Below are 21,980 nucleotides of genomic sequence, written 5' to 3' on the forward strand. Positions count from 1 at the left end.
ATCGTGCGGGAAATCGATGTATGCGCAACGATCAAGGAAAGGCACGTCGATCCGGCCTGATGCGGCCAGGCCCGCAAGAAGCACATGATCGGGAAGCCGGCCGCTCATGCGAGTGCGGATGCGAATATCGATACGGATGCGCACGCAACGACCGGCGATGGCGCCGGAACGCGCCTACAGGCCGCAGAACGGCTCGGAAAGGCCGCCGCGACGGCAGCCCAACCCCACGACGAACGAACGGCACCAGCCGCCCTTCCTGCCCCGATCCTTCGTCCTGCGCTGCTCATCCAACCGTACTCCCTCTTCTGCATTCTGCTTGTAGGAGAACTGCCGACCGATTTTCCCGACCGCGCGGTCGGCGAAAGCTGAGTGTAACGGACGCGTTTTGTGCACGCCAACCGGGTTAGCCCGAACGGCGCAGCGCACGGCTGCGCATCGTCTGCGAACGAATCGCGGGAAAGCGGAAAGTGGAAAACGGGGGGACGCGGCGAAGCGCGGAAGAAACGCGGTGCGAACGCAAGCGCGGAATACGGCAATCGCGCAGGCCGATGCACCATCGGTGGAAATCCGTGCACGCAAATGAAAAAGCGCTGTTGGATTCCGTCCAACAGCGCTTTGGGGTCCGGGCACTTTGTGCCTCGATTGTCTCCTCGTTCTCCACCTGCAAATTCGTTTCGCGGTGCATCAGAACTAGGACGAAGATTAAAGGACCTTTCACACTGCGACAACTTAGCATTTACCCCTATGGTGCATCGCCGCACGAAAATGGGGCACCAGCCTGCCGCGTGGCGCCGGCCCGAGCCCGCTGCGACGCCCTTCCGGAGCATGCCGGATGGTGCTTCGCATCAACGCCCGGTGACGCGCGCCGCACGCATTCAGGACGCCCTGAGCGGCTTGATCCGCGCGACCATTTCGCCGACGATGCCGCGCCGGAACGCGAGCACGCATGCGATGAAGATCAGCCCCGTGACGATCGTCGCCGATTCGCCGAGCGAATGGAACCACGCGACGCCCGTCGTCGATGCGAGCCATTCGCCGATGTCGCCGAGCCGGTCTTCCAGCGCGACGATCAGCGCCGCGCCCAGCAGCGGCCCGAACAGCGTGCCCATCCCGCCGACGAGCGTCATCAGCACGACGAGCCCCGACATCGTCCAGTACGCGTCAGACAGCGTCTCGAAGCCGAGCACGAGCACCTTCAGCGAACCGGCCAGCCCCGCGATGCCCGCCGACAGGATGAACGCGAGCAGCTTGAAGCGGTCGGTGTCGTAGCCGAGCGAGATCGCGCGCGCTTCGTTCTCCTTGATCGCGACGAGCACCTGGCCGAACGGCGAATGCACGACCCGCACGATGAACGCGCATGCGGCTACGACCACCGCCAGCACGACGTAGTACAGCGCGACGTCGTTCGACAGGTCGAGCAGCCCGAACAGGTGGCCGCGCGGCACGCCCTGCAGCCCGTCCTCGCCGTGCGTGAACGGCGCCTGCAGGTAGATGAAGTAGACCATCTGCGCGAACGCGAGCGTGATCATCGCGAAGTAGATGCCCTGCCGCCGGATCGCGAACAGCCCGACGACGAGCCCGAGCAGCGTCGCGGCAACGGTACCGACCAGCACGCCGAGTTCCGGCGTGAAACCGAGCGTCTGTATCGAATAGCCGGTCGCATAGCCGGCGGTCGCGAGGAACATCGCATGGCCGAACGACAGCAGCCCCGTATAGCCGATCAGCAGGTTGAACGCGGCCGCGAACAGCGCGAACGTGAGCACCTTCATCACGAACACCGGGTACGCGCCGATGAACGGCGCGGCGAGCAGTGCGGCGAGCAGCGCGCCGTAGAGCACTTTTCTCTGCATCATTTTTCCTTGCCGAAGAGGCCCGCCGGGCGGAACAGCAGCACGATCGCCATGATCACGAACACGACGGTGGCCGACGCTTCGGGGTAGAACACGCGCGTGAAACCCTCGATCACGCCGAGCAGCAGGCCCGTGACGATCGAGCCGAGGATCGAGCCCATCCCGCCGATCACAACCACCGCGAACACGGTGATGATCATCGGCTGCCCCATCAGCGGCGACACCTGGATCACCGGCGCGGCCAGCACGCCCGCGAACGCCGCGAGCGCGACGCCGAAGCCGTAGGTGAGCGTGATCATCATCGGCACGTTCACGCCGAATGCCTCGACGAGCTTCGGATTCTCGGTGCCCGCGCGCAGGTAGGCGCCCAGGCGCGTCTTCTCGATCACGAACCACGTCGCGAGACACACCGCGAGCGATGCGACGACGACCCACGCGCGGTAGTTCGGCAGGAACATGAAGCCGAGGTTGGTGGCGCCGGACAGCTGCGACGGCACGTCGTACGGCTGGCCGGACGAACCGTAGATCGACCGGAACACGCCTTCGACGACCAGCGTGAGCCCGAACGTGAGCAGCAGCCCGTACAGGTGATCGAGCTTGTACAGCCAGCGCAGCATCGAGCGCTCGATCAGGATCCCGAACGCGCCGACCACCAGCGGCGCGATCACGAGCATCGCCCAGTACGGCAACCCGAAATACGACATGCCCATCCACGCGAGCATCGCACCCAGCATGAACAGCGCGCCGTGCGCGAAGTTGATCACGTTGAGCAGCCCGAAGATCACCGCGAGCCCGAGGCTCAGGATCGCGTAGAACGAGCCGTTGACGAGCCCGAGCAGCAACTGGCTCAGCATCGCCGGCAACGGAATGCCAAAGATTTCCATCGACTTAGCCGTCAGAATGAGTTTCGTTGCGCACGCAACCTTCTAGCGTCGCGTACGCAGGCGGCGCAGCGGGCACATCGCTGCAGCCGCCACCGAGCGGCGCGCCCGTGCGCGCCGCTACGCCCTGCTTACTTCCACAACGCGCAGCGCGATTCCTGCTTGGTCCCGAACGCCTGTTCGCCCGGAATCGTCGCGAGCACCTTGTAGTAATCCCACGGCTCCTTCGACTCCGACGGCTTCTTCACTTCCATCAGGTACATGTCGTGGATCATGCTGCCGTCCGTGCGGATGTAGCCCTTCGCGTAGAAGTCGTTGATCTTGATCTTCTTCAGCTCGGCCATCACCTTGTCGGAATCGGTCGTGCCGGCGGCCTGGACGGCCTTCAGGTAGGTCGTCACCGACGAGTAGTCGGCCGCCTGCAGGCTCGACGGCATCTTCTTCATCTTGCCGAAGTAGCGCTGCGCCCACTGGCGCGACGCCGCGTCACGGTTCCAGTACCAGCTGTCGGTCAGTACGAGGCCCTGCGTCGTCTCGAGGCCGAGGCTGTGCACGTCGTCGATGAACATCAGCAGCGCCGCGAGCTTCATCGTCTTCGTGATGCCGAATTCCTTCGCGGCCTTGATCGAGTTGATCGTGTCGCCGCCCGCGTTCGCGAGGCCGAGGATCTGCGCCTTCGACGCCTGCGCCTGCAGCAGGAACGACGAGAAATCCGACGCGGACAGCGGGTGGCGCACCGTACCGAGCACCTGGCCGCCGTTCGCCTTCACGACATCCGACGTGTTCTTCTCGAGCGCCTTGCCGAATGCGTAATCGGCGGTCAGGAAGAACCACGTCTTGCCGCCCTGCTTCACCACCGCCGAACCGGTGCCCTTCGCAAGCGCCATCGTGTCGTATGCATAGTGGACCGTGTACGGCGTGCACTGCTCGTTCGTCAGCGTGTCGGCGCCCGCGCCGATGTTGATGTAGACCTTCTTCTTCTCGGCCGCGACCTGGTTCATCGACAGCGCAGTGGCGGAGTTCGTGCCGCCGACCAGCAGGTCGAGCCCGCCGCGATCCATCCATTCACGCGCCTTCGACGCGGCGATGTCGGCCTTGTTCTGGTGATCGGCATAGACGACCTCGATCGGCTTGCCGAGCACCTTGCCGCCGAAATCGGCGACCGCCATGCGGATCGCTTCGAGACCGCCCTGCCCGTCGATATCCGCGTAAAGCCCCGACATGTCGGTGATGAAGCCGATCTTCACGGTATCCGCGGCCTGCGCGGCGCCGGCGGTGAACGCGGCAGTCGCGAGCGCGAGACAGGCGTGTGCGAGGGTCTTCATTTTCATTGACGTCTCCTGTTGTTCTGATGCGTTGTGGTTGTTCGAAGCCGCCACGGCTAGCGGCAAAAGAGACGGGGCGGCGTCACACCCCGAGCAGGTCGTGCAGGGTCGGCATCTTGCTTTCCAGTTCGGCCGCCTGGAAATGTTCGACGATGCTGCCGTGCTCCATCACGTAGAAGCGGTCGGCGAGCGGTGCCGCGAAGCGGAAATTCTGTTCGACCATCACGATCGTGTAGCCGCGCGCCTTCAGCGCGACGATCATCCGCGCCAGCGCCTGCACGATCACCGGTGCGAGGCCTTCGGAAATCTCGTCGAGCAGCAGCAGGTTCGCGCCGGTGCGCAGGATCCGCGCGACCGCGAGCATCTGCTGCTCGCCGCCGGACAGTCGCGTGCCCTGGCTCTGCCGGCGCGACGCGAGGTTCGGGAACATCGCGTAGATCTCGTCGATCGACATCGCGTGGTCGCGCGAACCGATCGGCGGCGGCAGCATCAGGTTCTCCTCGCACGACAGGCTCGAGAAGATCCCGCGCTCCTCCGGGCAGTAGCCGATGCCGAAATGCGCGATGCGGTGCGTCGCGAGGCCGATCGTCTCGTTGCCCGCGACCTTGATCGACCCGCTGCGGCGGCCCGTGAGGCCCATGATCGCGCGCAGCGTCGTCGTGCGGCCCGCGCCGTTGCGGCCGAGCAGCGTGACGACCTCACCCCGATGCACCGTCAGGTCGACACCGTGCAATATGTGGGATTCCCCGTACCAGGCCTCCAGGCCCGTGATCTCCAGCGCGGGCGTACCGCTTTCGACGCCGCTCAATTCGCGTTCCTCCCGTTCGCTGTGCTTCATGCGTGCGCCCCCGCGAGCGCCGCGTCGGCGCTGCCCATATAGGCCTCGATGACGAGCGGATTCTTCGACACTTCCGCATACGAGCCTTCGGCCAGCACCTCGCCGCGTTGCAGGACGGTGATCGTGTCGGAGATGCCCGCGATCACGTTCATGTTGTGCTCGACCATCAGGATCGTGCGGCCGCTCGCAACCTTCTTGATCAGCGCGGTCACGCGGTCGACGTCCTCGTGGCCCATCCCCTGCGTGGGCTCGTCGAGCAGCATCAGTTCGGGTTCCATCGCGAGCGTGGTCGCGATCTCCAGCGCGCGTTTGCGGCCGTATGCGAGCTCGACGGTCGGCACCTGCGCGAAATCGGTGAGGCCGACCTGCGTGAGCAGGTCCATCGCGCGGTCGTCGAGCCGCTTCAGCGTGCGTTCGCTGCGCCAGAAATGGAATTCGGTGCCGAGCGCACGCTGCAGGCCGATGCGCACGTTCTGCAGCGCGGTCAGGTGCGGAAAGACAGCCGAGATCTGGAACGAGCGGATGATGCCGCGGCGGGCAACCTGTGCAGGCCGCTCGTCGGTGATGTCGATGCCGTTGAAGACGATCTGGCCGGCCGTCGGCGTCAGGAATTTGGTGAGGAGGTTGAAGCAGGTGGTCTTGCCCGCGCCGTTCGGTCCGATCAGCGCATGGATCGCACCGCGACGCACACGCAGGTTCACGCCGTTGACGGCCGTGAAACCCCTGAATTCCTTGGTCAGTCCGCGTGTTTCCAGAATCGTGTCGCCGAGAATCATGTTCCCTTCCGTACGAAGTCAGGCGAAGCACCGGGAAGATTCGCGAGAAGCGTCCGCGAAACAGGTCAGCGGATGAGCGGGCTGCCCCGGGCGCCGTGTTACGCCTCGAGGGTGGTCTCCCGCGCCGACGCGTATGCACACTGCGCCACATTGTCTCGCCGTTGGTGCAGTGCAATCATCGGGATTTGCACTTATAGGGCTGGCCGCCATGTCACGCGCGGCTGTGCACGGTTCATCACACCGTTTTTTTGACACGTGCATCATCGTGCGTTGACCATCCGCACGGCCCGGCACGCACGCAACAAAAAAGCCGTGCGACTGCACGGCTTGCATGGATCTTGCCGGACCAACCGGCATATTCGGCACCATCGGCATTGGCTCCGCAACGGCAGCTTGTTTCGCATAGCGAATCAGCGGGCGTCATCATGACCACCCGCTGTCGTGCGTGTCAGCGTTCCGTCACGCGGCCGTCACCGCCGGCTCCGTGCGCACCGGCGTCGCTTCGCGCGCCGCGCGGCGATCGGCACGAATCATGTCGCTCGCACGCTCGGCGATCATCAGCGTCGGCGAATTGGTGTTGCCCGATGTAATGAACGGCATCACCGATGCATCGACGATCCGCAGCCCGGCGATGCCGCGCACGCGCAGCCGGCTGTCGACCACCGCGCGCTCATCGTCGGCACGCCCCATCCGGCAGGTGCCGACCGGATGGAAGATCGTCGTGCCGACCGCGCCGGCCGCCTCGATCAGCTCGGCTTCGCTCCGGTACTGCAGGCCCGGCAGGATTTCCTCGGGACGATAGCGCGCAAGCGCCGGCGCGGACGCGATCCGGCGCGTGAGCCGCAGCGCGTTCGCGGCGACGTGGCGATCGTGGTCGGTCGACAGATAGTTCGGCGCGATCGCGGGTGCCGCGCCCAGATCGGCGCTCGCAATATGTACGCTGCCGCGCGACGTCGGCCGCAAATGGCACACGGACGCCGTAAATGCGTTGAAGCTGTGCAGCGGCTCCCCGAAGCGTTCGAGCGACAGCGGCTGCACGTGGTATTCGAGATCGGGGCGCGTGAGTGCGGGATCGTCCGGATCGGATTTGGCGAACGCGCCGAGCTGCGACGGCGCCATCGACATCGGCCCGCGCTGCAGCAACGCGTATTCGGCGCCGATCATCAGCTTGCCCCACCAGTGCGCGGACAGCGTGTTGAGCGTGCGTACGCCTTCGACGCGAAACGCCATCCGCAATTGCAGGTGATCCTGCAGGTTTTCGCCGACGCCCGGCAGATCCTGCACGACGTCGATGCCGAGCGCCTGCAGCCGCCGGCCATCGCCGATGCCCGACAGTTCGAGCAGTTGCGGCGAATTCACCGCGCCGGACGTCAGCAGCACCTCCGAGCGCGCCCGTGCAACGTAATCGGTGCCGCCGCCGTGATATTCGACGCCGACCGCGCGCCGACCGTCGAAGATCACGCGCTGCGCCTGCGCGCCGGTGATCACGGTCAGGTTCGGGCGCGCCATCGCGGGCCGCAGGAACGCCTTCGACGTATTCCAGCGCACGCCGCGCTTCTGGTTCACCTCGAAATAGCCGACCCCGGAATTGTCGCCGCGGTTGAAATCGTCGGTTGCCGGGATGCCCGTCTGCTGCGCGGCCTGCGCGAACGATTCGAGGATCTCCCAGCGCAGCCGCTGCTTCTCGACGCGCCAGTAGCCGCCCGCGCCGTGCGCGTCGCTCGCGCCCGCATGATGATCCTCGCTGCGCTTGAAGATCGGCAGCACGCTGTCCCACGACCAGCCGGCGTCGCCGGTTTCCTGTGCCCAGCTGTCGTAATCCTCGCGCTGGCCGCGCATGTAGATCATCCCGTTGATCGACGAGCAGCCGCCTAGCACGCGGCCACGCGGATACGACAGCGCACGGCCGTTGAGCGCGGCTTCGGGCTGCGTCTTGTACAGCCAGTCGGTGCGCGGGTTGCCGATGCAATACAGATAGCCGACCGGGATATGGATCCAGTGATAGTCGTCCTTGCCGCCCGCCTCGAGCAGCAGCACACGGATGTCGGGATCTTCGGTCAGGCGGTTCGCGAGCACGCAGCCCGCGGTGCCCGCGCCGACGATCACGTAATCGAATTCGCCTTCTAGCGTGCGTTGGGTAGTCACGGTTTGTCTCCTGTCACGCGGCGCAACGCCGCGCGTCATTTCCAGCATAGTGCGTCGCGAGCCACGCTTGCGGCCCCGCGCGCCACGACCGATGAAGCGTACTCCGGCCGCCGGCCGCCGATCCAATGAGTTATGCTGAACTGCGTTATAAGCTGCGCTCATATCACGACGATGGATCTCACCCTGCTCCGTGCGTTCGCGACGGTCGCGCGCGAAGGCAACCTGACGCGCGCCGCCATACACCTGCACCTGACGCAGCCGGCGGTCAGCCTGCAGATCAAGCATCTGCAGGAAACGCTCGGCGTCACGCTGTTTACACGCACGTCGCGCGGCCTCGCGCTCACGCGCGACGGCCAGACGCTGCTGCCGCATGCGGAACGCGCACTCGCCGCGGCCGCCGACGTGCAGCGCGCCGCTGCTGCACTGCGACACGAGGTGCGCGGCCGGCTGCGGATCGGCACGATCCTCGATCCGGGTTTCCTGCGGCTCGGCGGCTTCCTGCGCGCGCTCGTCGAAACCCATCCGCAGATCGAGACGGCGCTGCGGCACGGAATGTCGGGCTGGGTGATCGAACAGGTGCGCACGCAGGCGCTCGATGTCGGCTACTACATCGGCCGGCCGGGCGAGGACGATCCGCTCGACGGCGCGCTGTTCCACACCGTCACGCTCACGCATTTCCAGTACCGCGTCCTTGCGCCGGCCGGCTGGAAGGAGCGCGTGCAGCGCGCCCACGACTGGCGCTCGCTTGCCACGCTGCCGTGGATCTGGACGCCGCCGGCGTCCGCGCACCACCGGCTGCTGTCACGGCGCTTCGCCGATGCCGGCGCGCAGCCGCTCAAGGTTGCCGAGGTCGACCAGGAGCAGTCGATGCTCGACCTCGTCAAATCGGGGATCGGGTTGACGCTCGCGCGCGACTCGACCGCGCTGGCCGAAGCGCACGCGCATGCGCTGACGATCGTCGAGCCCGTGACGGTGCCGACCGAACTGACGTTCGTGACCCTCGCCGAGCGGTGCGACGAACCGGCGATCGCGGCGGCGCTGCGGCTGATCGAGGCGCAATGGGCGATATGAGCCGTGCTGATGACGAAGCTGCCGAGCCCGCGCGCGTCATCTCGCCACGCCCCCCCACCCGTCGTCACGCCACCGTCTCCGCGTTTTTGCTAGATTGTGCGTTCGCACACCGCGAGACCCCGATTGAAGGAGACCCGCATGGCCCGCAACATCGAGATCAAAGCCCGCGCCCGCGAATTCGACCAGCTGCGCGAACAGGCGGCCAGGCTCGCGACCGAGGCGCCGCTGTTCTATCGCCAGCAGGATTTCTTCTATGACGTGCCGCGCGGCCGGCTGAAGCTGCGCCGCTTCGAGGACGGCACGCCCGCCGAACTGATCTTCTACCAGCGCGACGACCGCGACGGCCCGAAGGCGTCGTACTACACGCGCAGCCCGGTGACGAACCCCGATGCAATGCACGCGCTGCTCGCCACCGCGCTGACCACGCGCGGGATCGTGACGAAGGAACGGCACGTGTACCTCGCGGGCCGCACGCGCATCCACCTCGACCGCGTCGACGGCCTCGGCGATTTCATCGAACTGGAAGTCGTGCTCGGCCCTGACGACGACGAAGCCGGCGGTGAAGCCGAAGCGCACGACGTGTTCGCGAAGCTCGGCGTGTCGCAGAACGATCTCGTCGCGGTCGCGTACGTCGACCTGCTGAACGCCGACACGGAGCACGAAACGGCCTGATCCGGCCCTGCCCTGCGGCGGCGCACCCGCGCCGCCTTCAACCCCGCCGCCCTGTCGCCGCGTCAGGCGGCGCCGGGCGCCAGGTGCGCGAGCGGCAGCGCGCCGTTGCGCTTGAAGGTCGTCAGCACGATGTTCGAGCGCACGCTGTCGACGCCCGGCACACGCATCAGCTTCTTCATCACGAATTGCGACAGCGCGTTCAGGTCGGGCGCGACGATCCGCAGCAGATAGTCGGCATCGCCCACCACCGCATGGCATTCGAGCACCTCGGGCAGCACGTCGATCTGCTGCTGGAACTGCTCGATGATCGAATCGCCGTGGTGCTTGAGCTTGAGGCTCGTGAACGCGGTGACGCCGAGCCCGAGCTTTTCGGGGCGCAGCATCACGCGGTAGCCTTCGATCACGCCGGCCGCCTCGAGCCGCTGCAGCCGCCGGCCGATCTGCGACGGCGACAGCGGCACCTCCTCGCCGAGCTGCTGATGCGTCGCGCGGCCGAAGCGCTGCAGCACATCCAGCAGCGCGAGATCGAAGTGATCGAGTTCCAGCATGAGTATTCTCCGCATTGATTCGTGATTTGATGCGTGATTATCGCATCATCAAGCGAATCAACGCCAATATTGCGCCCATTCCGCGCGCAGCCCGCTCTACACTTGCATGATTCCCAACCGCTACGTGCAGAGCCAGATCATGTCCACCGTCGTCACCGCGAAACTGCAGGAGCAGTTCGATGCGGGCCTCGAAACCCGCGCCGATTTCACCATCGACCAGCCGCTCGCGCGTTACGGCCAGGTCGACCACGCGGTGTGGAAGCAGCTCTATGCACGCCAGTCGGCGCTGTTGCGCGGGCGCGCATGCGACGCGTTCGTCGCGGGGCTCGGGAAGATCGACCTGCCGGCCGATCGCGTACCGTCGTTCGCCGACGTGAACCGCCAGTTGAAGCCGGCAACGGGCTGGGAAATCGTCGCCGTGCCGGGCCTCGTGCCCGACCGTGTGTTCTTCGAGCATCTCGCGAACCGGCGCTTCCCCGTCACCTGGTGGATGCGCCGCCCCGACCAGCTCGACTACCTGCAGGAACCCGACTGCTTCCACGACCTGTTCGGCCACGTGCCGCTGCTGATCAACCCGGTGTTCGCCGACTACATGCAGGCGTACGGCCGCACCGCGCTCGCGGTCGCCGACGACGAAGCGGCGCTGGCGCGCCTCGCGCGGCTCTACTGGTATACGGTGGAATTCGGGCTGATCCGCGACCCGCGCGGCACGAACGGGCTGTCGATCTATGGCGCCGGGATCGTGTCGAGCAAGGGCGAAAGCCTGTACAGCCTCGAAAGCGCGGCGCCGAACCGGCTCGGCTTCGACCTCGAGCGCGTGATGCGCACGAAGTACCGGATCGACACGTTCCAGAAGACCTACTTCGTGATCGACGATTTTGCGCAGCTGTTCGCGCTCGCCGACGTCGACGGCCGTGCGCTGGCCGACCGGCTGGCGGCGCTGCCCGAGTTCGCGGCCGGCGCGGTGCTCGATACCGATCGCGTGCTGCATCGCGGCACGGGCGAAGGCTGGCCCGACGACGCCGACGCATGACGTTCGAGGGCGCCGGAACGCCCCTCTGCCGGCCTCCCGATCGCCGTCCCCGGATGGCCGTCCCACAACTATGAAACAATGACCGGTGCCGGCTTCGCCGCGCGGCGCAGCCGCGCGCGGGCGCCGTTACCGACCGAGAGGTGCAAGATGATCCACAAGCTCACATCAGAAGAACGCAAGACCCGGCTCGAAGGCCTGCCGCTCTGGACGGCCGTACCGGGCCGCGATGCGATCCACCGCAGCCTGCGCTTCGCCGATTTCAACGAAGCGTTCGGCTTCATGACGCGCGTCGCGATCAAGGCGCAGGAAATGAACCACCATCCGGAATGGTTCAACGTGTACAACCGCGTCGACGTCACGCTGTCGACCCACGATGCCGACGGCCTGACCGAACGCGACATCGAACTGGCGCTGTTCATCGACCGTGCCGGCGCGCACGCGCAACCGGCCGCCTGAGGCCTTCCTCTACCGCCGCGCGTCTTTCGATGCGCGGCGCGTCAACTTTTCATTTCGATGAACGTTTTCTAGGATGTAGTGAGCGAAAGCCTTCAGCTTTCCAAGCCATCCTTAAGGCGCACGTAAGTCTCGTACGCATTCCGCGCCTTGGGGTCCAAACCTTCCAGTTGCAGCGCGCTTTCGCGCTGTACAATCAGCAGCGCATACGGCTTGGAAAGCGCGCTGGCCTCTTCGCAGAGTTTGAGTTCGTCGCCGCTCGACGGCGAGCGGGCGCGCCAGAAATTGATCGCGGCTTCTAGGTCGTTGATCGAAATATCGGACATGTTTGGATTTAATCGTTCGCTGGCCGCCATGCTTGATGTCAGGTGTTGCGGCGCCCCTGTGGAAACGGCGTCGTGCTGTCCGCGTGCCTGAACCGCCAACCCATTGTACTTGAGCGAACTTCATGCGACTCCTTCTGATTGAAGACGACCGCCCCATCGCACGCGGTATCCAGAGCAGCCTCGAGCAGGCTGGCTTCACCGTCGACATGGTGCATGACGGCATCTTTGCCGAACAGGCGCTGGCACAGAACCGCCACGAACTCGTGATCCTCGACCTCGGCCTGCCGGGCATCGACGGGATGACGCTGCTCACGCGCTTCCGCCAGACCAACCGCCACACGCCCGTCATCGTGCTGACCGCACGCGACGAGCTGAACGACCGGATCCAGGGCCTGAACTCCGGCGCCGACGACTACATGCTCAAGCCGTTCGAGCCGGCCGAGCTCGAAGCGCGCATCCGCGCGGTGATGCGCCGCAGCGGCCCGCACAGCGACATGCCGCGCCCGGAAGTGTCGCTCGGCGGCGTCCGCCTGTCGGGCGTCGACCGCCGCATCTTCAACGACGACAAGCCGCTCGAACTGTCGCCGCGTGAATTCGCGGTGCTCGAGATGCTGCTGCTGCGTCACGGCCGCGTCGTCAGCAAGGCCCAGTTGCAGGATCACCTGACGCACTTCGGCGGCGATCTCGGCGACACCGCGATCGAAGTCTACGTGCACCGCGTGCGCAAGAAACTCGAGCAGTGCCGTGTCGAAATCGTCACGGTGCGCGGCTTCGGCTACCTGCTGCAGGAAATCCGCCAGACCGCGAGCGTCTGAGCGGCACCGCACGCCGGGCGGCCACGTGCCGTCCGCGTGTGCGCGCTGCTCCGCGTCGCCGCCCGGCGCAAGACCGCGCCGCTCCCCGTGAGCGGCGCTTATCCATTTGCCCGTCGAAATGTCTCCTGATCCGGCTGTGACCACCAGCCTGCGCCGCTCGCTGCTTCGGCGCCTCGCCGCCCCGCTGTCGATGCTCGCGCTGATGAGCGGCCTGATCGCCTACTGGCTCGCGTGGCAATACACGCAGCACGTGATCGACCGCTCGCTCGCCGATCTCGCGACCGCCATCTCCAAACAGATCCAGATCGCCGGCCCCGACGCGCCGTTCACGGTGCCGCCGCTCGCGCAGGCGATGTTCTCCGATCCCGCCGAAGCGCTGATCTACCGGATCAGCGACGGCGAACAGGAACTCGCCGGCGATCCGAAGCTGCCGCTGCAGGGCATCAACGTGCGCCGCATGCATCACGCGTACGTGTTCGAGGCCGAATACGACAACCGCGCGGTCCGGGTTGCGCAGGTGCGCGTCGACGACGTCGACGGCGGCAAGCCGATGGTCGTCGAGGTCGCGCAGCCGGTGCGGCACCGCTATCGCATCGCGGCCGAATTCCTCGTCGCGATCATGATGCCGCTACTGCTGCTGCTGCTCGCGGGCTGGGGCATCGTGTGGCGCGTCGTGAACCAGCAGCTCGGCCCGCTCACGCACCTGGCCGATTCGTTGAACCGGCAGACCCACACGTCGCTGGAACCGGTCGACGAAACCGAGGTGCCGCTGGAAATCCGGCCGCTGACGAGCGCGATGAACGCGCTGCTCGGCCGCCTGAAGACCGCGCTCGACGCGCAGCGCAAATTCATCGCCGATGCCGCTCACCAGTTGCGTACGCCGCTCACGGCCGTGAAGCTGCACGCGGAGCAGGCAGCCGTGGCGCGCGACCCGCACCAGACCTTCGCCGCGGTGCGCGAACTGCGCGCGGCCGCCGACCGCGCGGTGCGGCTGTCCAACCAGTTGCTGTCGCTCGCCCGCGCGGAACCGGGCGAACAGGCCGCGCGGTTCGTCGACGTCGACCTCGCGGCGATGGCGTTCGAGACGGGTGCCGAATGGGTGCCGCGCGCCCTGGCGTCGCACGTCGACCTCGGCTTCCAGCGCACCGACGATCCGGGTGACGACGAGAAACTGGTCGTGCGCGGCAATCCCGTGCTGTTGCGCGAGGTGATCGCGAACCTGCTCGACAATGCACTGAAGTACGTGCCGCTCGCGCGGCCCGACGGCGCGCGGATCACGGTGAACGTCGCGCGCGGCGCACTCGAGGACGGCCAGCCGGCCGCCGAGATCGTCGTCGAGGACAACGGCCCCGGCGTGCCCGCCAACCAGCAGGCCGACCTGTTCAAGCGCTTCTTCCGCGGCGACGCGCAAAGCGGCAACGGTGTCGAGACGGGCGCCGGGCTCGGCCTCGCGATCGTGCACGACATCATCGCGATGCACGGCGGCACCGTCTCGTACGAGGATGCATCGGAAGGCGGCTCGCGCTTCGTGGTGAGGGTGCCGCTGGTCGCGCGCACCGAGAAGCCGGCCAGCGAAACACCGGCCGCCGCGTCGACGCACTGATGGACTGAGAGACTCTCGGTGGGCGGCCGCTGATCGGGCCGCGCGCCGGATGAGGAAGGCGGACAGCACGGCTGCACGATGCGGCAGCCGTCTGCTGAAACGGCAGCGGCAGCGCACGATGCGCCGCCGCCTGCGTCACTTCTTGCTTTTCTTGTCCTTCGACCGCGACTCGGACTTGCCGTCCTTCTTGTCCTTCTTCTTTTTCTTCTTCCCGCCGTCGTCGGTCGTCGCGAGCAGCGTGCCGCGGCACGACGCCGCGCCGCAATGGCACGCGTATTCGCGCTTGAGCGTCTTCGTCAGCTTCGCATCGATCACGAGGCCGTAGTCGTAGAACAGTTCCTCTTCCGGCCCGATGTCGCGCAGCGCATGGATGTACACTCGGCCTTTGACTTCCTCGGCTTCGCAGTTCGGCGCGCACGAGTGGTTGATCCAGCGCGCGCTGTTGCCGTCGATCTTGCCGTCGATCACCCCGCCCTCGTCCAGTGCGAAGTAGAACGTATGGTTCGGTTCGCTCGGGTCGTGCGGGTGGCGGCGCAGCGCTTCCTTCCACGAAATTCGTTCGCCCTTGTATTCCACTACGCGCTCGCCGGCCTTGATCGGCGCCACGGCGAACACGCCCTTGCCGTGTACTCCCGAGCGGCGCACCGCGATCCTGCGTGAACTCATCGAACGAATCCTTGTGAAGACGACTTGAATGGAAGACGACCGCGATCGCGGCCTGGCGTCGCGCAAAACGAAAACGCGGCACCGGTTGGTGCCGCGTCGGGGCATGCGGCGAATCACCCGCATCCTACACGTTCACGATTGCTTCGTTCAACATCACGCGCAATATTGCGCGTGTGGCGCTCAACGCTGGCCGAATGCGATGTCGCCGAACAACGCCTTGTGCTCGCGCGGCTGCGAACGCCAGTATTGCGGCGGCGCCATGACCTGCGCGCCGAGCTCGGCCGCCGCATGCCACGGCCAGCGCGGGTCGTACAGCATCGCACGCGCCATCGCGACGAAATCGGCATCGCCGGCCTCGATGAGCCGGTTCGCATGCGCGGGCTCGTCGATCAGGCCGACCGCGATCGTCGGCACGCCGACCGCACGCTTCACCGCCTGCGCGAACGGCACCTGGTAGCCGGGCGACAGCGGAATCTTCTGCAGCGGCGACACGCCGCCGGACGACACGTCGATCCAGTCGCAGCCGCGGCGCTTCAGTTCGTGCGCGAACGCGATCGTATCGTCGAGCTCCCAGCCGCCTTCGACCCAGTCGGTCGCGGACACGCGCACGCCGACCGGCCGGTCCTCCGGAAACGCCGCGCGCACGATCTCGAAGATCTCGAGCGGAAAGCGCATGCGGTTTTCGAGCGAGCCGCCGTATTCGTCGGTGCGCCGGTTCGCGAGCGGCGACAGGAACTGGTGCAGCAGGTAGCCGTGTGCCGCGTGCACCTCGATCGCATCGATGCCGAGCCGTGCGGCCCGCTTCGCCGAGGCTGCGAACGCTTCGCGGATCCGGTTCAGGCCCGCGGCATCGAGTGCGAGTGGCGGCGTCTCGCCATCCTTGTGCGGGACGGCCGACGGTGCGTGCGGCAACCAGCCGCCGTCGGCGACCGACACGAGCTGACCGCCCTGCCATGGCACGTTGCTCGACGCCTTGCGCCCCGCATGCGACAACTGCATCGCGATGCGGATCGGCGAATGCTTGCGGATCGCGGCCAGCACCGGCTTCAGCGCGGCTTCGGTCACATCGTCCCAGAGGCCGAGGTCGCCATGCGTGATGCGCCCGTCGGGTTCCACGGCGGTCGCCTCGATGCAGAGCAGCCCCGCGCCCGACAGCGCGAGATGGCCGAGGTGAATCATGTGCCAGTCGGTCGCCTCGCCGCGTTCGGCCGAATACTGGCACATCGGGGAGATCACGATCCGGTTCGGAAGGGTCACGCCGCGCAGCGTGAACGGGGAAAACAGCGCAGTCATGGAGGCCGCTCGCCAGGAAAGGAAAGAGCGAACGAGCGTAGCACGCAGGCGGCAAGCCTGCTGACGGCGCCTCCGGCAGTAAGCGGATGGTCAGGTACGGCCGGCGGCCGGTTGCCTGCAACGGAGAAAAGGCAGCGCATACGGCGATGCGCCGGCCTGCAACGGATGCGGGCCGGGCAACACCTACGCGGCGAACGGCAGCGCCGCCGGAGGCGTCAGAGTCCGACGCTGTCGAGCCACTCCGCGAACATGCGTCGCGCGGCCGCCTCGAGCGCGGGGCCCTGCTGAGCGGTATCGGCGCGCAACTGGCGCGCGTCGATGCCGGGCGTCGCCGCGATTTCGCCGGCGTTCGAAATCAGCCACGGTTCGAAACGGTCGGTGCGGATTTCCGGATGGCATTGCAGCGCCAGCACGTGCTGGCCCCATGCGAATGCCTGGTGACGGCAGGCCGGCGTCGACGCGAGATGCATCGCCCCGCCCGGCAGGTCGAACGTGTCGCCATGCCAGTGCAGCATCGACGTCGCCGCACCATCGAGATGGCGCAGCGGCGATGCGCGGCCGGCATCGGTGAGCGTCAGCGGCGCCCAGCCGAGCTCGTGCTGCGCGGCCGGATAGACACGCGCACCGAGCGCCCGGGCGATGAACTGCGCGCCGAGGCAGATCCCGAGGATCGGCAGCCCGGCGTCGATGCGCTTGCGCACGAGCGCCGCGAGCGGCGCGATCGTCGGATACTGCGCATCGTCGTACACGCTGAGCGGCCCGCCGAGCACGACGAGGAGCGACGGCTCGAGCACGTCGAGCACCTCGACCCGCGATGACCCGACGTCGACATAGCGCACCCGCCGGCCCCGTTCGCCGAGCACCTGCTCGAAGCTCCCGAGATCCTCGAAATGCACATGGCGGATCGCCACGACTTCAGCGTTCATCATCGGCCTCCCGGTCGATCGACGGACGTCAGCCTGCGAAAATCTTCCAGGTCTTCTTCTGCGTCGCCGCGTCGGCTTCTTCCTGCACCGAGCAGTCGAGACGCAGATCGCTGTCGGACATCGAGATGTCGAGCGCCGCGCAGTGATGCACGGTCTTCTTCGACAGCTTGCCCGGCTGGAAGTGGGCGCACGTCACGCACATGCGCTGCGGCGGCGTCGCACCGGCCACCTGCAGTTCGCGCAGCGTCTTCAGCAGCGCGCGATACAGTGCGCCCTGCTCGTCCGCGCCGAGCTTGCCGACCGCTTTCGTCAGGAATTCAGGCCATTGCAGTGCCTTCTTCGCAGCCGTCCGGCCACGGGCCGACAGGCGCACGGCCAGCGCGCGGCCATCGTCCAGCGCACGGCGCTTCTCGACGAGACCCTTGGTCTCGAGCGTGCTCACCGCATCGCTCGTGGTCGCCGCGGTCAGCTGCGTCTCGCGCGCGATCTCGCCGAGCCGCATCGGGCCCTTGCGCTGCAGCAGCAGCACGAGAATCTCGCCCTGCGTCGGCGTCAGGCCAGCGCCTTCCGCCCAATCCCATGCCTGGCTTCGCATGGCCGTACTCAACCGCAGCAGGCTGTGGGTCACACGTCCCGAAGCCTGATTCCCGTAAACGCCTTCGCTCATAGTCTTTTCGCTTTGCCGCCGCCCGGTTTGCCGAGCGGCCGTAGTGTGGAGATCGAATGTCTATCTCAAAACAGACACGCTCTTGCGAGTGCGTCAGCACGGCCGTCGCGAGGGCACACGCGGCGGTCGCGTTCGCGGCGACCGGTAAGACACTCATCGTTCCGGTGTCCGCAAAGCCGACATTCTAAGCGAGAGCGGAAAATCGCACAGCTAAGTTATCCCCTTCATTCTGTGGAAAATCACTGGATAACCAAAATTTTTCGTTGTGCCTGCAATGCCGAACGCCCGCCAAACGGTGCACCAGGGCATTTTCCTGTTCGGATCGGCCATCGGGCCGACCGCAATGATCCACCGGGTTATCCCGTGCACAGATCGTTGACTTTGCAGCGGAATATCCGGTTATCCACAGATTTTCAGGACAACCGGCAACGATTTCGGCCGCAATCGGGGCCGTCGGTCGTTCAGTGAATCGCGACTCGGTCGAGCCCGTAATCTGCAAAACATTTTTTCACTCGCGCCAACGTAAGCACTGCTGGCGGACCGTCTCATTGAGCGATTTTTCCTGTTTGAAAACGGTTCTCAACCACGATGCGTCGTTCACGCGCGCCTTGGCGAGCGCACCGATCTCGTCGAGTGCCGCGCGCGAACCGAGTGCGGCAGCATGCGGCGCGATCCGGTCGAGCGTGTCGAGGATGTCCTCGGCGATCGTGCGGCGCTCACCCGTCTGAGGATTCACGCAGGTGCCCTCGAGCCCGAAGCGGCACGCCTCGAAACGGTTGAACGTGTAGACGAGGTAGTCGTCCTCGGACAGCTTCAGCGGCCGGTCGGTCAGCAGGTAGCGCGCGAGCGTCTGGATGTAGCAGGCGATCGCCGCCGCGCGGTCGACCGACAGCGGCGTATCCATCACGCGCACCTCGATCGTCCCGTAGCCGGGCTTCGGGCGGATGTCCCAGTAGAAGTCCTTCATCGAGTTGACGACGCCGGTGTTCACCATCTTCATGAAGTACTCCTCGAAGCTGTCCCAGGTCAGCACGAACGGTGCGCGGCCCGACAGCGGGAACGCGAACACCGAATTCAGGCGTGCCGAATGGAAGCCGGTGTCGACGTTCTGCACGAACGGCGACGATGCGGACAGTGCGATGAAGTGCGGGATGAAGCGCGACATCGAGTGCAGCAGGAACAGCGCGCTGTCGGGATCGGGGCAGCCGATGTGCACGTGCTGGCCGAACACCGTGAACTGCTTGGCGAGATAGCCGTACAGCTCGGAGATGTACTGGAAGCGCGGCGCATCGTAGATCTGCCGGTCGCTCCATTGCTGGAACGCGTGCGTGCCGCCGCCGGCCAGCCCGACGTTGAGCTGGTCGGCCGCCTTCACGAGCACGTCGCGAATCGCGTGCAGCTCGCTCACCGCCTGCTCGTGCGAATGGCAGATGCCGGTCGACAGCTCGATCATGCTCTCGGTGATTTCCGGCGTGATGTTGCCCGGGAAGGTCTCGCCCTGGATCAGGCGCATCAGGTCGGACGCCGCTTTGGTCAGGTCGTAGTTGTGCGTGTTGACGACCTGGATCTCCAGTTCGACGCCGAACGTAAACGGCTCGGAATTGACGAAGGTTTCGAGTGCCATGGCAGGTTCCGGAATCAGTTGCTGTCGCTGCGTTCACTGACCGCCGACAGGCAGCGATACACGATGAACGGGCTGACGAGCTGCAGGATCACGATCGTGCACATCACGATCGCGCGCAGGTGCGGGTCGAAATTCGGATAGAGCTGGTAGGTGTCGTCGACGAGCAGGTACGACAGCGCGGACATCGGCGTGAGCGCAATGCCGAGCGCGATGCCCTGTTTCATCCCGATGCCGCTCGGCTTCGCGAACGCGACGACACCGGCCAGCTTCGCGACGAGCCGCGTGACGATCAGCACGATCGCGAGCAGCCCGCCGAGTGCGATGTCGCCCCACGTGAACGACGTGAGCGTGAGCACGAACAGGATCACCGTCAGCAGCCAGCCGGCCGTACCGAAATGCTCGGGCCACAGTTGGGGGCGCGCTTCGAGGTTCTTCACGATGATGCCGGCGAGCAGCAGCGTAAGCAGCGTCGACAGCTTCAGCGCCTGGGCGACGGCGATCGCGAGCATCACGAGCCCGAACAAGGCAACGAACGAATGCTCGTCACGCATCGTCGCGGTCATGTGGCGGAACAGGTAGTTGCACGAACGCGCGACCACATACGCAACGATGAACGAACCGGCGATCAGGTAGAGCGGCTGCAGGATCGTCGCGAACACGTTGCCGTACGCTTCCTGGTGGAGCCAGCTCGTCACGAGCTTGGTCAGCACGATCGCATAGACGCTGTTGAGCGCGGTCAGCGTGATGAGGCGTTGCGACACCTGCCCTTCCGCACGCAGCTCGGTCTTCAGCTGGATCACCATCGATGGCGACGTCGCGATCGCGATCGCCGACAGCACCAACGCGACCATCCCCGACACACCGAGCGCGAGCATCACGAACAGCACCAGCACGAACGACAGCGTGGCTTCGGCCAGGCTCGATGCGATCAACCACGGATTGCGCCGGATCCAGCGCAGGTCGAGGCGGCTGCCGAGCTCGAACAGCAACAGGCCGAGTGCGACGTCGATCAGCAACCGGGAAGTTTCGTCGGTGCTGGCATCGATCACGCCGAATCCGAACGATCCGGCGATGAGACCGATCACCGCATAACCGGTGATGCGAGGCAGACGCCATGCGCGATAGCAAAGCTCGCCACACAGGCCGGCTGCGAACAACGCAAGCCCGGCCCAGAACACGGCATCCGGCGTAAGCGGCCAGTTGGGCAGGAATGAGAACGCCGACTTCATCGTGGTGACTTCTCCTTTGGAAGCGACCGCCAGCAACACGGGGTCAAGCGTCAGAAATGGATGCGCGCCGGCTGGATATCGCCCCGAATGTGATTGTTGTGTCGACGACGGCGGGACATGGGATCCGCCTTTTCCGCCACAGGGCGGAAAGTCGTTCAGGTTGCCGATCTGGATTGTCGGCCTGGTGTGTGAACGGACTGCGCAGTCTCGAAGATTCAGATTCGAAATCGTGCCGACCGTTCCATTGAAGCATGTCCGGCGCCTGGCCGGATGAACGCGAAGGAAACCGATTGTGCCACAGCTTTTTCGGTCTGGAACCCATTGAATCGACTCGCGGCGCTGTGCGGCATCGCAGGTCTTTGGTTTCAAAGGTTTACTTGTATATATACATAGTAGAAGTTAACAAAGGACGCACAGTTCTGTGGATAACTTCGGTTTACGTCGACAGATCAAGGTGTTGCGGAGCCCATAACCCGTTGCACAGACTGTTCGTGCACAGAGGTTTGAGTTGAGCAACTTTTGGGCCGCTTCACAGCTGTGCCGAGTTGCCCAGTTTACGTCCACTGTGATTGCACACGAAGTGCGCGCGGATTCCGCGCGGTTATCCACAGCGTCGAGTGGATAACCTTGCGCGAAAAAGTCGGGAAACTGTGAGCGGTTCGGGTGAGTGGTCAGCCGGTCTGACCGACGCGGCGTGCGCGCAACGCGCGGATCAGGAAGCGTGCGGGGTCGACGGCATCGGCAAGTTCGCGCTCGAGCGGCCACGGCTCGCCTTCGAGTTGCGATGCGATCAGTTCGGCGCCGAGTGCGGCCCATACGAGGCCGCGTGAGCCGAAGCCGAATGCACCGTAAAGCCCGGGCAGGCGTGGCAGGTCGCGCGCCTGCGCGCCGCTCAGCGCGCGAGCATTGGCGATGGCGCCCGCTTCGTCCGCGAGCGGGCCGAGCAGCGGCAGGCGGTCGCCGACGACCCAGCGGAACGCGACGCGGCCGCGCAGTGTGTCGGGATCCGGCAGGTCGCCGATCAGGCCTGGCAGCAGATGCCGCACGCGCTCGAGGTTTTCGAGGTGGCCGGCCGCACGCATCGCAGGATCGACGTCGTCGGGTTCGAACGTCGCACCGATCAGCAGCGTGCCGTCGTCGAGCGGCACCGCGTAACCGTCGCCGATCGTCGGGCACGGCAGCGGTGCTGTGCTGCCGGGTGGCAGCAACGTGAGCTGGCCGCGCACCGGTTGCAGCGCG

22 protein-coding genes are annotated in these 21,980 nt (G+C 65.9%); 7 read left to right on the plus strand and 15 right to left on the minus strand.

The features are described 5' to 3' along the window. The first annotated feature begins 84 nt into the window (after window positions 1-84). Window positions 85-369, plus strand: coding sequence for a hypothetical protein (locus tag G3N99_RS05440; protein ID WP_174939969.1), 285 nt, complete (start codon window positions 85-87; stop codon window positions 367-369). Window positions 370-875: 506 nt separating this feature from the next. On the opposite strand, the gene G3N99_RS05445 is transcribed toward G3N99_RS05440, so the two are convergent. From G3N99_RS05445 to G3N99_RS05470, 6 genes are all read right to left on the minus strand, one after another. Next, window positions 876-1,850 (minus strand): branched-chain amino acid ABC transporter permease, encoded by a 975-nt coding sequence (locus G3N99_RS05445; protein ID WP_174940244.1) that lies wholly within the window; start codon window positions 1,848-1,850, stop codon window positions 876-878. After that, window positions 1,850-2,734, minus strand: coding sequence for a branched-chain amino acid ABC transporter permease (locus tag G3N99_RS05450; protein ID WP_174940246.1), 885 nt, complete (start codon window positions 2,732-2,734; stop codon window positions 1,850-1,852). The genes G3N99_RS05445 and G3N99_RS05450 overlap by 1 nt, the downstream gene beginning before the upstream one ends. 128 nt (window positions 2,735-2,862) lie before the next feature. Beyond that, entirely contained in the window at window positions 2,863-4,062 is a 1,200-nt protein-coding gene (locus tag G3N99_RS05455) for an ABC transporter substrate-binding protein (protein WP_011350507.1), read from the minus strand. Between the two features lie 76 nt (window positions 4,063-4,138). Next, window positions 4,139-4,894: an ABC transporter ATP-binding protein gene (locus G3N99_RS05460; RefSeq protein WP_174945245.1), complete on the minus strand. Its 756-nt coding sequence runs from the start codon at window positions 4,892-4,894 to the stop codon at window positions 4,139-4,141. Further along, complete coding sequence (locus G3N99_RS05465) at window positions 4,891-5,670, minus strand: ABC transporter ATP-binding protein (protein WP_021160426.1); 780 nt, start codon at window positions 5,668-5,670, stop codon at window positions 4,891-4,893. The genes G3N99_RS05460 and G3N99_RS05465 overlap by 4 nt, the downstream gene beginning before the upstream one ends. Before the next feature lie 459 nt (window positions 5,671-6,129). Continuing rightward, on the minus strand, window positions 6,130-7,815 hold the full coding sequence (locus G3N99_RS05470; protein ID WP_206121857.1) for a GMC family oxidoreductase N-terminal domain-containing protein: 1,686 nt from the start codon (window positions 7,813-7,815) through the stop codon (window positions 6,130-6,132). 171 nt (window positions 7,816-7,986) lie between these two features. On the opposite strand from G3N99_RS05470, the gene G3N99_RS05475 reads away from it, so the two are divergent. Next, window positions 7,987-8,886 (plus strand): LysR family transcriptional regulator, encoded by a 900-nt coding sequence (locus tag G3N99_RS05475; protein ID WP_174945240.1) that lies wholly within the window; start codon window positions 7,987-7,989, stop codon window positions 8,884-8,886. Between the two features lie 138 nt (window positions 8,887-9,024). Continuing rightward, on the plus strand, window positions 9,025-9,558 hold the full coding sequence (locus tag G3N99_RS05480) for a class IV adenylate cyclase (protein ID WP_206121858.1): 534 nt from the start codon (window positions 9,025-9,027) through the stop codon (window positions 9,556-9,558). A 62-nt stretch (window positions 9,559-9,620) separates the two neighbouring features. Here the strand turns inward: G3N99_RS05480 and G3N99_RS05485 are convergent, their stop codons facing one another. Next, entirely contained in the window at window positions 9,621-10,106 is a 486-nt protein-coding gene (locus G3N99_RS05485) for an Lrp/AsnC family transcriptional regulator (RefSeq protein ID WP_006408082.1), read from the minus strand. 139 nt (window positions 10,107-10,245) lie between these two features. Here G3N99_RS05485 and phhA point away from each other — a divergent pair, with 139 nt between their 5' ends. Continuing rightward, window positions 10,246-11,139 (plus strand): phenylalanine 4-monooxygenase, encoded by an 894-nt coding sequence (gene phhA / locus G3N99_RS05490; RefSeq protein ID WP_217465779.1) that lies wholly within the window; start codon window positions 10,246-10,248, stop codon window positions 11,137-11,139. Window positions 11,140-11,286: 147 nt separating this feature from the next. Continuing rightward, entirely contained in the window at window positions 11,287-11,595 is a 309-nt protein-coding gene (locus G3N99_RS05495) for a 4a-hydroxytetrahydrobiopterin dehydratase (protein ID WP_206121860.1), read from the plus strand. 92 nt (window positions 11,596-11,687) lie between these two features. On the opposite strand, the gene G3N99_RS05500 is transcribed toward G3N99_RS05495, so the two are convergent. Further along, window positions 11,688-11,918, minus strand: coding sequence for a DUF3717 domain-containing protein (locus G3N99_RS05500; protein WP_039351485.1), 231 nt, complete (start codon window positions 11,916-11,918; stop codon window positions 11,688-11,690). A 122-nt stretch (window positions 11,919-12,040) separates the two neighbouring features. Here G3N99_RS05500 and G3N99_RS05505 point away from each other — a divergent pair, with 122 nt between their 5' ends. Continuing rightward, window positions 12,041-12,733 carry a response regulator transcription factor gene (locus G3N99_RS05505; RefSeq protein ID WP_006401494.1) on the plus strand — a complete coding sequence of 231 codons (693 nt, stop codon included), beginning with the start codon at window positions 12,041-12,043 and terminating at the stop codon, window positions 12,731-12,733. A 118-nt stretch (window positions 12,734-12,851) separates the two neighbouring features. After that, a complete protein-coding gene (locus G3N99_RS05510) occupies window positions 12,852-14,336 on the plus strand; it encodes a sensor histidine kinase (RefSeq protein WP_174945234.1) in 1,485 nt (494 codons plus the stop codon). Between the two features lie 135 nt (window positions 14,337-14,471). Here the strand turns inward: G3N99_RS05510 and G3N99_RS05515 are convergent, their stop codons facing one another. From G3N99_RS05515 to mnmC, 7 genes are all read right to left on the minus strand, one after another. Further along, window positions 14,472-15,002 (minus strand): SET domain-containing protein-lysine N-methyltransferase, encoded by a 531-nt coding sequence (locus tag G3N99_RS05515; RefSeq protein WP_174940256.1) that lies wholly within the window; start codon window positions 15,000-15,002, stop codon window positions 14,472-14,474. Between the two features lie 180 nt (window positions 15,003-15,182). Further along, window positions 15,183-16,295, minus strand: coding sequence for an NADH:flavin oxidoreductase/NADH oxidase (locus G3N99_RS05520; RefSeq protein ID WP_206121861.1), 1,113 nt, complete (start codon window positions 16,293-16,295; stop codon window positions 15,183-15,185). Between the two features lie 215 nt (window positions 16,296-16,510). Further along, window positions 16,511-17,221, minus strand: a complete 711-nt coding sequence (locus G3N99_RS05525) for a glutamine amidotransferase (protein WP_206121862.1) — start codon at window positions 17,219-17,221, stop codon at window positions 16,511-16,513. 28 nt (window positions 17,222-17,249) lie between these two features. Continuing rightward, window positions 17,250-17,888: a MarR family winged helix-turn-helix transcriptional regulator gene (locus tag G3N99_RS05530; protein ID WP_043184842.1), complete on the minus strand. Its 639-nt coding sequence runs from the start codon at window positions 17,886-17,888 to the stop codon at window positions 17,250-17,252. 508 nt (window positions 17,889-18,396) lie between these two features. Continuing rightward, window positions 18,397-19,512, minus strand: a complete 1,116-nt coding sequence (locus G3N99_RS05535; RefSeq protein WP_034183814.1) for a YbdK family carboxylate-amine ligase — start codon at window positions 19,510-19,512, stop codon at window positions 18,397-18,399. 14 nt (window positions 19,513-19,526) lie between these two features. Continuing rightward, window positions 19,527-20,741, minus strand: coding sequence for a cation:proton antiporter (locus tag G3N99_RS05540; RefSeq protein ID WP_174940262.1), 1,215 nt, complete (start codon window positions 20,739-20,741; stop codon window positions 19,527-19,529). A 671-nt stretch (window positions 20,742-21,412) separates the two neighbouring features. Then, a partial coding sequence (mnmC, locus tag G3N99_RS05545) for an FAD-dependent 5-carboxymethylaminomethyl-2-thiouridine(34) oxidoreductase MnmC (protein ID WP_206121863.1) occupies window positions 21,413-21,980 on the minus strand: 568 nt, incomplete at its 5' end.

The sequence above is a fragment of the Burkholderia sp. Ac-20392 genome (assembly GCF_017104585.1).
Lineage (GTDB): Bacteria > Pseudomonadota > Gammaproteobacteria > Burkholderiales > Burkholderiaceae > Burkholderia > Burkholderia lata.

What these genes read in the sequence shown, in the direction of transcription:
- G3N99_RS05515 (WP_174940256.1), bottom strand. Translation starts at nt 15,002, where the DNA reads ATGAGTTCACGCAGGATCGCGGTGCGCCGCTCGGGAGTACACGGCAAG.
- G3N99_RS05505 (WP_006401494.1), top strand. Translation starts at nt 12,041, where the DNA reads ATGCGACTCCTTCTGATTGAAGACGACCGCCCCATCGCACGCGGTATC.
- G3N99_RS05440 (WP_174939969.1), top strand. Translation starts at nt 85, where the DNA reads ATGATCGGGAAGCCGGCCGCTCATGCGAGTGCGGATGCGAATATCGAT.
- G3N99_RS05495 (WP_206121860.1), top strand. Translation starts at nt 11,287, where the DNA reads ATGATCCACAAGCTCACATCAGAAGAACGCAAGACCCGGCTCGAAGGC.
- G3N99_RS05535 (WP_034183814.1), bottom strand. Translation starts at nt 19,512, where the DNA reads ATGGCACTCGAAACCTTCGTCAATTCCGAGCCGTTTACGTTCGGCGTC.
- phhA (WP_217465779.1), top strand. Translation starts at nt 10,246, where the DNA reads ATGTCCACCGTCGTCACCGCGAAACTGCAGGAGCAGTTCGATGCGGGC.
- G3N99_RS05455 (WP_011350507.1), bottom strand. Translation starts at nt 4,062, where the DNA reads ATGAAAATGAAGACCCTCGCACACGCCTGTCTCGCGCTCGCGACTGCC.
- G3N99_RS05450 (WP_174940246.1), bottom strand. Translation starts at nt 2,734, where the DNA reads ATGGAAATCTTTGGCATTCCGTTGCCGGCGATGCTGAGCCAGTTGCTG.
- G3N99_RS05445 (WP_174940244.1), bottom strand. Translation starts at nt 1,850, where the DNA reads ATGCAGAGAAAAGTGCTCTACGGCGCGCTGCTCGCCGCACTGCTCGCC.
- G3N99_RS05485 (WP_006408082.1), bottom strand. Translation starts at nt 10,106, where the DNA reads ATGCTGGAACTCGATCACTTCGATCTCGCGCTGCTGGATGTGCTGCAG.
- G3N99_RS05525 (WP_206121862.1), bottom strand. Translation starts at nt 17,221, where the DNA reads ATGAACGCTGAAGTCGTGGCGATCCGCCATGTGCATTTCGAGGATCTC.
- G3N99_RS05480 (WP_206121858.1), top strand. Translation starts at nt 9,025, where the DNA reads ATGGCCCGCAACATCGAGATCAAAGCCCGCGCCCGCGAATTCGACCAG.
- G3N99_RS05530 (WP_043184842.1), bottom strand. Translation starts at nt 17,888, where the DNA reads ATGAGCGAAGGCGTTTACGGGAATCAGGCTTCGGGACGTGTGACCCAC.
- G3N99_RS05460 (WP_174945245.1), bottom strand. Translation starts at nt 4,894, where the DNA reads ATGAAGCACAGCGAACGGGAGGAACGCGAATTGAGCGGCGTCGAAAGC.
- G3N99_RS05540 (WP_174940262.1), bottom strand. Translation starts at nt 20,741, where the DNA reads ATGAAGTCGGCGTTCTCATTCCTGCCCAACTGGCCGCTTACGCCGGAT.
- G3N99_RS05520 (WP_206121861.1), bottom strand. Translation starts at nt 16,295, where the DNA reads ATGACTGCGCTGTTTTCCCCGTTCACGCTGCGCGGCGTGACCCTTCCG.
- G3N99_RS05475 (WP_174945240.1), top strand. Translation starts at nt 7,987, where the DNA reads ATGGATCTCACCCTGCTCCGTGCGTTCGCGACGGTCGCGCGCGAAGGC.
- G3N99_RS05510 (WP_174945234.1), top strand. Translation starts at nt 12,852, where the DNA reads ATGTCTCCTGATCCGGCTGTGACCACCAGCCTGCGCCGCTCGCTGCTT.
- G3N99_RS05500 (WP_039351485.1), bottom strand. Translation starts at nt 11,918, where the DNA reads ATGTCCGATATTTCGATCAACGACCTAGAAGCCGCGATCAATTTCTGG.
- G3N99_RS05465 (WP_021160426.1), bottom strand. Translation starts at nt 5,670, where the DNA reads ATGATTCTCGGCGACACGATTCTGGAAACACGCGGACTGACCAAGGAA.